The organism is Pseudomonadota bacterium (assembly GCA_022361155.1).
GTDB lineage: Bacteria > Myxococcota_A > Polyangia > Polyangiales > JAKSBK01 > JAKSBK01.
The window spans coordinates 1-7,567 of sequence record JAKSBK010000231.1 but is presented as its reverse complement, the minus strand read 5'-3'; the positions used below and the strand labels follow the sequence as shown (position 1 = coordinate 7,567).

Annotated in this window: 7 protein-coding genes and 1 pseudogene; 4 read left to right on the top strand and 4 right to left on the bottom strand. The window is 63.8% G+C overall.

Going from position 1 to position 7,567, the window contains the following annotated elements; genetic code table 11:
- The coding region (locus MJD61_08865) for a transposase (protein MCG8555382.1) at window positions 1-170 on the top strand (170 nt) is incomplete at its 5' end.
- A 261-nt stretch (window positions 171-431) separates the two neighbouring features.
- Here MJD61_08865 and MJD61_08860 read toward each other — a convergent pair.
- Window positions 432-584: pseudogene (locus MJD61_08860) on the bottom strand (transposase).
- Between the two features lie 744 nt (window positions 585-1,328).
- Window positions 1,329-1,571 (bottom strand): DUF3696 domain-containing protein, encoded by a 243-nt coding sequence (locus tag MJD61_08855; protein MCG8555381.1) that lies wholly within the window; start codon window positions 1,569-1,571, stop codon window positions 1,329-1,331.
- A 27-nt stretch (window positions 1,572-1,598) separates the two neighbouring features.
- Here MJD61_08855 and MJD61_08850 point away from each other — a divergent pair, with 27 nt between their 5' ends.
- A complete protein-coding gene (locus tag MJD61_08850) occupies window positions 1,599-1,772 on the top strand; it encodes a hypothetical protein (GenBank protein ID MCG8555380.1) in 174 nt (57 codons plus the stop codon).
- A gap of 1,155 nt (window positions 1,773-2,927) precedes the next feature.
- Window positions 2,928-3,200, top strand: a complete 273-nt coding sequence (locus tag MJD61_08845; protein MCG8555379.1) for a hypothetical protein — start codon at window positions 2,928-2,930, stop codon at window positions 3,198-3,200.
- A 449-nt stretch (window positions 3,201-3,649) separates the two neighbouring features.
- Here MJD61_08845 and dinB read toward each other — a convergent pair whose 3' ends face one another.
- On the bottom strand, window positions 3,650-4,819 hold the full coding sequence (gene dinB, locus MJD61_08840; protein MCG8555378.1) for a DNA polymerase IV: 1,170 nt from the start codon (window positions 4,817-4,819) through the stop codon (window positions 3,650-3,652).
- A gap of 340 nt (window positions 4,820-5,159) precedes the next feature.
- Window positions 5,160-5,828 (bottom strand): hypothetical protein, encoded by a 669-nt coding sequence (locus tag MJD61_08835; protein ID MCG8555377.1) that lies wholly within the window; start codon window positions 5,826-5,828, stop codon window positions 5,160-5,162.
- 259 nt (window positions 5,829-6,087) lie between these two features.
- On the opposite strand from MJD61_08835, the gene fucP reads away from it, so the two are divergent.
- Window positions 6,088-7,428 (top strand): L-fucose:H+ symporter permease, encoded by a 1,341-nt coding sequence (fucP, locus tag MJD61_08830; GenBank protein ID MCG8555376.1) that lies wholly within the window; start codon window positions 6,088-6,090, stop codon window positions 7,426-7,428.
- The last annotated feature ends 139 nt before the right edge of the window (window positions 7,429-7,567 follow it).

Sequence of the window (7,567 nt, the reverse complement as noted above, 5' to 3'; positions counted from 1 at the left end):
GACGCGGGCAACGCAGCGCCTTTTTCGAGGCGGTCGCGGCCGTACGCGCCTTCCGCACCGCCTACCGCGCCGCGCTCGAAGCCTGGCGGCGAGGAATTCGTGAGGCGCAGTTTCCACACGGCACCTGGTTCATGTGCCATTTCCACGGCGCTGAGGCAGCGCCCGGTTAGCGGCCGCCAGCGAGCCGCCTCCGATCCGAGTAGCACCCAACGGGACCTTCGCAGTCTCATACAGCGCTGCGCGCTCAGTGCTTGGGCTCGTGTACCTTTGCCGCGCCGTTGTGCGGCTCTCCCACACCAGCCGGCCCGTAGAGACGCCGAAGAGCCCGACCGGTGACCGTGGGCTCCAGCTGCGAGCCGCCACCGCCGCCCCGTTCCGGATATCCCCAAGCCTCAACGCGGGTCAGGTCGTCGGCCGGGGCGGCGGCGCTGCAGCACCTTGACGCCGAGCGCTAGCAGCCGATGCAGCTCGGCCAGGAACCTGGGCAAGGTGCCTCGTACATCGGTCAGCACCAGATGATGGTGGGATGACATCAGGATCGCCGCGTGCAAACGTATCCCGTGCCGCTGCGCGCTGACGGCCAGGCATATCGTACACATCCTTTAGGTCGTCTGGCAAGCGATCCCATGCTGCGAGACATGCGCGATGGGCTTCGCCAACGTTGCGCCTTGCATTCAACAACGCGTACGGTAGGTAATTCTCGGCTTCCCGCTTCTCAAGCAGCCAACATGGCACGCCGCGGCGTGAGCAAGTCGCAAGTAGCTTCCGAGCCTCTTTGCTCGGCGGGGCGGTGGGGGTCGCGCGGTCGCTGTCCACGACGACCGCAAGCCGCGGAACCGGGCTACTTCTGACGCAACGCTCTTCAACGTACCGCGCCATCTGTCCCTTCCCTCCCAAACTATCGAAACGTATCGGCTCCGTGACGTTATTCAGCAACCTAGCCAACCGATGATCCAGTTCGCGGACCACACGAGTTAGGAACGCACGGTCGCTGAAGCGGTTCTCCACAAGTACAACAAACGGCTCCTCCGCGAGTCGTGCCGCCTTCTCGGGCGTCAGCTCATCGTGCTGAATTCGCGTTTGCACCACGCGGAGGCGTCGGTGATGCGGCGCGTTGGAACCCCATGCGCTTCGTCGGACAGCGGCCACAAAGAGCTCTTGTACCCATGTGCCAGCGCTGCCTCGGTCCGCCACCCAGGAGGAATCCGAGAAAGTCTCCAGTCCAGTGACTTCCCAGATGTGCCAACCGTCCTCGACTTTTCGCAGAATTGTGTCTAGCCATCTGTGCGCCGTCGCATCCGCGGCTGCAGCCGGCGTGATTTGAACAATCATGGTTTGGACCTCGTTCGAGAGGCCCTGCGGATAGCCAGAATCTCTTCATAGTCTTCGTAGAAGACCCCCTCAGGCCAGTCCTCTACGTCTCCTTCATCCGTAATCTTGATCTGGCGGGCGGTCGTCCCACCTTTGCTGCTCTCGTCGATCCAATGAACCGCAACTTGTTCGGGAACCAAGCGTCCTTCGGCGACCCATCGTCGTGCACGCAGGAGCAGCAGCTCCGAATGCGTCTCCACGACGAGTGGTCGAGCTAGGAGCACCGAGTGCTTCAAAAGAAGGTCCGCAATGCTCGGATGCGCGGCTGGGTGAAGCTCGGCTTCGGGATGTTCGATCACATCAATTCCGGCGGCGGCGTCGCTGCGCGTCAGCATGCGAACGACGACCGGCAGGGCTTGAATGAGGCCCTGCCCGGCCTGCTCGATTGCCACGGCAGTTGAAGTTCCGGCTGACCGTGCTTCTAGAAGTCGGAACTCCGCTTGCTCACGAAGGTAAATGGATACTGAGAATACACTCTCATACCAACGGCGAGTTGCTTCTAGCAGGCCGGGCGACGCTGCGAGCACGCTTGGGGCCTCGTGCCCATCGGGATTGAACTCTATGGCCTTCGCCCTCATAGCTCTGAAAGGTGATGGCTGGACACTTCGCGGTGATCGGAGATAGCGGACACCCCGTGCCCACTCTCGTGCCTGATTCCACACGCTCGCCAGATGCCCCGGAACGGCCTCGGCATTCACCGGGCGGAGCCCGCGCCAATCGATTGAAATGGGGGACGTTTCGTGATCGTCGACGCGTCGTGCGTAGTCGCGCCGGGCCGGATCCACATCACAACGCACCAGCTCGACGCTTCGGGCGCCGTGCCGAAGCGACCAGTTCGTTATCACTTGCTCCGGGTCACTGCCCGGTCCCGCGACCACCGATTGGACCCTCACATCGAGTGTTGTCGTCTCCCCGCCACAATCCCATCCGGCCGCAATGCGCACGCTCCCGTGGATCGCTCGTGCGTTCACCAGATCCTGAAATGTGTTTCCATGCTCCACGCCACATCCCGCCAATGGCAGCGGCTCTGCTGAGGTCGCTCGTTCGTCGAGCGCAGCGGCAAGAAGTGGTATCACCCGCGCCAGCGCACTCTTGCCCGCGTTGTTGCGTCCCACCAGAACGGTGAAGGGTCGAACATCAAGCCGTGTCGATCTCTTGTACCCCTTGTAGCGCTCTACCTCTATCCACTTGATATTCATGAAGACGATCTCCTGGGTCGAGCCGCACACTGCAAGCTGCTTCGCAGCGCGGGCCGACTTGGCGAACGGGGTATGTCCAACTTCATAGCGCAACCGAGGACGGGTGGCGGGGTCGAAGCGGGAAGATGCCATGATGACGGGCGTGTCTGTCGGAGCGCAGACAGGTGGTCTCCTCCCGTCGGTGGTACGACACCACTGTCATAACGTGACAGCATACAGCGACCTCGTGCGATTGGGCACGGGTCAAGAGCGGGGCGGGTGCACGACCGGTTTGAGGGTCTCGGGAGTGATCCTGGTGGGGGCGGTCCGGTCCGAGGGGTCTTGCGGGGGGCTGCGGAGCTATGATCTACAGACAGGATGAGTGGCTCAAAGCAACCCCCTACGAATCTGGACGACGTAACGGACGATGAGCTGGCACAGGAGCTGGCGCGTCGCCGCGCGTCTCGGCTAAGCGGACGCAAGATGCTGGAGGCCGAGGAAGCCGTGGAAGAGCACGGCCACGCCGACCATGTGCAGACGCTGCGCTCTGTGGTGCAGGAGAGGATGGAGCGACAGGACGGCGGTCCTAGCCCTTGCCCCCGTTGCGGCCAAACGGCCTGCGTCAAGGCCGTAGACGCTTGCGGGAAATGACCCGGGTGTGCTTGTCAGAAGTGCCCCTCTGGCCGGGGTGGACGGCCGCGCGTAGCCGCATGAGTTGAATAGCGGCGACTGGATAGGTGCCGGGCACCATGCCCGGATGAAAAAGCCAAGACCCAAGCCGCCGCTGCGTGCAGTGTATGTACTGGTCGCAGCAGTTGTTCGGCCCGCCCATTGCGTCGGTGCCAGCCTAACGGCCACGTCCGGAGTGAAATCGGAGGCAGAGTGAAATCGGAGGCAGTGGGGCGGCGATGCGGGAGCAGCTCGTCGAGCAGGGTGCAAAGTAGAGCACCGCAGCTCGGCCCACGACTCCAACCGGAACGGGGTGTGCAGCCCATACCCCTTCAACTACACGAGGTCAGCCGAGCCAACCAGGTGCACCCCACGGGATGCTTGCGCTGAAATCACCGAAAAATCTCCCCCACTTCTGCACCAGCATGTAGCTAGCGGTCCTCTCCCGCCGGCCGGATCACGCCATGGCCGAAACGCCCGCGGAGCTCGTCCAGGGCGCGGTCGAGACGCTGCCTTCGCTGCCCATCGTTTCGCGCGAACAGATCGAGCTGTTCCGGCTTGGAGCCCGACACAAGCTGGAACGCTGCCATGCCGACCAGGCGCATCGGCTCGTCCCATTCGAACTCCGGCAGCAGGCTGAGCGCGGCACGGTACAGCGGGCCCGCCGAATCGGTAGCTCGCCCCGTGCTTCGTTGTCGAGTCATGAGCCGGAAGCTCGCAGTCTTGAGCTTGACCCTGACTCCCCGTGCAAGCACGCCTTGCTCGCGCAAGCGCGCGGCGATCCGATCGGCGGCTCGCAGCAGCAGGGGCTTGGTGGCTTCCGCCCCCTGGACGTCTTGTTCGAGCGTCTCCTCGTGGCCGATGCTCTTGTGCCCGCGTTCGGAAACCACGGGACGCGGATCGCGACCATGCGCAAGCGCATGGATATGCACGCCCAGCGCACCCAGCTCGCGCGCCAGGTACGCGCGGTCGGCATCGGCCACGTCCGCGATCGTGCGCAGTCCCAGCGCATGGATGCGCGGCAGCATCTTCTTGCCCACGCCCCAAAGCCGACTCACCGGCAAGGGATCGAGGAACGGTCTGGTTTGCGAGGGAGGCACGACGGTCAGGCCGTCGGGCTTGTTCACATCGCTTGCGACCTTGGCAACGTATTTGGTCGCCGCGATCCCCACCGACACCCGCAAACCCGTGGCAGCATGGACCTTGCGTTTGAGGTCAGAGCCGATCTGTTGCGCGTCCCCGAACAAGCCGTGGGCACCGGTTAGATCCATGAAGGCCTCATCGAGGCTCAACGGTTCGACTTCGGGGGAAAAGGACCGAAACACCTCCATTACTTGCGAGGAAACCTGTGCATAGCGGGAGAATCTCGGGGCCACGACCACTGCCTGGGGACAGCGGCGGCGCGCCAGGGCCATCGGCATCGCACTGCCCACGCCGAACGGTCTCGCTTCGTAGCTGGCCGTAGTCACGACGCCGCGCTTGCCAGGGTGGCCAACCAGGATCGGACGGCCACGGAGCTCGGGCCGGTCGAGCTGCTCGATGGCGGCATAAAACGCGTCCATGTCCGCGTGCACGATGGTGCGAGGCCAGGCTTCCGACATGCGCTCGTCGATCGTAGCAGGACGAGGGCCCATGCGGAGGCGGAGGCCGAGGGCTCGGATGCGGAGGCGGAGATCAGGCGGAGATCGGACCTGGTCGGGTTCCGACATGGCTCGGACACGGGCTCCGGGATTCGGATTCGGGTCCCGGCATCCGCCAGTACCGGTACCGCTTGCCAGGGATTGTGATCGATTGGCGCCGAGGGCTGTCGGTCGCTGGCAAGGCGCACCGACGATGACTGCGGATCATTTCGATGCTGTGCAGCGCGTATTCGAGGAGGTGCAACACCGCCAGCGGCCGTCAGAGCCGGCGGGAATCCATCATAGTCCCTGGCAAGCGGTACTAGTTGCAGAGGCGCACGCACCACCGCTGAGCGTTCAGCGAGATACAACGGCCGGCGATCGTCGTGCACTCGGGCGTATTGCAGGTTGGGGGGCCCGAGGCCGGCGGTACGACGCACACGCGGATGCCCGCAACGATCGGCTGGCAGCTCGCGGGGGCCGGGCAAGGCCCACCGCCCGGGACACCGCCAATCCCGCCCGGCAGGCCTCCCAAGCCGCCCGGCAGGCCTCCCAGCCCACCGGGAAGCCCGCCAAGGCCGGGAATCCCGGCTTGGCCTCCGAGACCGCCGGAGCCGCCGGTACCGCCCCTACCCCCCCAACCCGCCTGGCCGCCCACGCCACCACGACCGCTCAGACCGCTCGCGCCCCCTACACCGCCGGCTCCGCCGCGGCCGCTCATGCCGCCCGCGCCGAAGCCACCACCACCCGGGCCACCGCCACCACCTCGACCACCCGCGAGCGTCCCGGCAACCCCTCCCCCTGCACCAGCCACGGTGCCCGCCGTCCCCCCGGCTCGGCCGCCCGCTACAACGCTACCCGCGCGCCCCCCAACGCCTGTCGCTTCAGCGCCGCCTCTTGCACTGCACCCGGCAACGGGCAACGCAGCCACCGCTGCAATCAAGGTCGGACCAAGAAAACCGCGGTGCAACCGGCTTGAGGACAGCGACATGGTCAAAGCTCCCATGGACACAAGGGCCCATCCAAGAATAACTCGATCGGCTGCGGCCGTGTAGGGGGCGCGCTCGCAGCTTACGTCTTAGCCGGCACGAAGCCGGCACGCTACCCGCCTTGACAACGAGCTGTGTTCGCATACAAATACAGCCTCTCGAAAACGTTTTCGCCGCGGACCCGCGCCGGGGAAGGTCGTTCGGTTGGAGCCGACCGACGTGAAGGACGCAGCGCATGACGCAAGTGCATGAGGAATGAAGATGGATGGGACTTCGTCGAAGGCAGACAGACCGACCCTCCTCGAGAAGAAGTACGTGTTGCCCTTTCTGCTGGTAACCACGCTGTTCTTCTCCTGGGCGCTCGCGGCGCAGCTCAACGACATCCTGATTCGACAGTTCCAGAAAGCCCTGGAACTGTCACGCGGGCAAGCGGCCTTTATTCAAACAGCCTTCTACTGTGGCTATTTTTTCGGCGCGATTCCTGCCGGGCTGGCCATGAAGCGCTTTGGCTACAAGAACGGAATCCTGATCGGCTTGACCCTCTACTGCGGTGGCGCGCTCATGTTCTATCCAGCCGCGGGCATGCGTGTGTTCGGGGTCTTTCTGGCGGCCCTGTACATCATTGCTTTCGGCCTGGCCTTCTTGGAAACCGCTGCCAACCCCTACGTTTCGGTCATGGGCGATCCGCGTACGGGTCCGGCGCGCCTGAATATCGCGCAGTCTTTCTACGGCATCGGAGCCTTTGTGGGGCCCTTCCTGGGTAGCATCTTCATCTTCTCCGGGATCGAATACACGCCCGATGAGATCGCGGCCATGTCCAGCGCGGACCTCGAAGCCTGGCGCAGCGCAGAAGCCAAGACAGTACAGCAGCCTTATCTCTGGCTGGCTAGCTGCATCGCGGTCATCTTCGCGCTAATCGCGTCCTCCAAGTTCCCGAAGATCACGGAAGCGGGCGGCGACTCGACCGACGACAAGAAGGCTCGTATTCGCGACCTGTTCAAGCACCGGCATCTCATGCTGGCTGCTCTGACTCAGTTTTTCTACGTGGGAACACAGGTTTGCATCTGGTCGTTCTTCATCGATTTCACCAAAGATCTTAGTCCCGATACTACCGAAAAAGCGGCCGGGCAACTGCTTTCCTTCGGATTCATCGCTTTGATGATCGGACGCTTTTCCGGCGGTTTCATCATGCAGAAGATCGCGCCCAACCGGCTGTTGGGCGGCTACGCCATCGCCAACATAGTGCTGCTGGCGGTCGCCATGGCAGCACCCGGCTGGACGGCAATCTGGGCACTGTGGCTGACGACGTTCTTCATGTCGATCATGTGGCCCACGGTATTCGCCTTGGGCGTTAGAGACCTGGGCCCTCTCACCAAGCTGGGCTCTTCCTTCATGATCATGGCGATCGTCGGCGGAGCCTTCTTTCCACCTATCATGGGTTACGTCGCGGACCTCAGCGGCGATATCCAAACCTCGCTGGTCGTGCCTATGGTCGGCTTCTTCTGGGTACTTCACTACGCCGTCCGGGGCTTTCGCACAGCCAAGACCGAGCCTGCGGACTCTTGGGAAGTGCAGAGCGAGGGAACACCGCTGCCTACCTAGTGCCTCGCCACAGGAATCCTGGTTGGTTGGGGCCTGCAGTGGGGCTCGCTGGCAAGGCGGACCGACGAAGACTGCGGTTCATTTCGATGCGGTGCAGCGCATATTCGAGGAGGTCCCAACGCCGCCAGCGGGCGCCAGG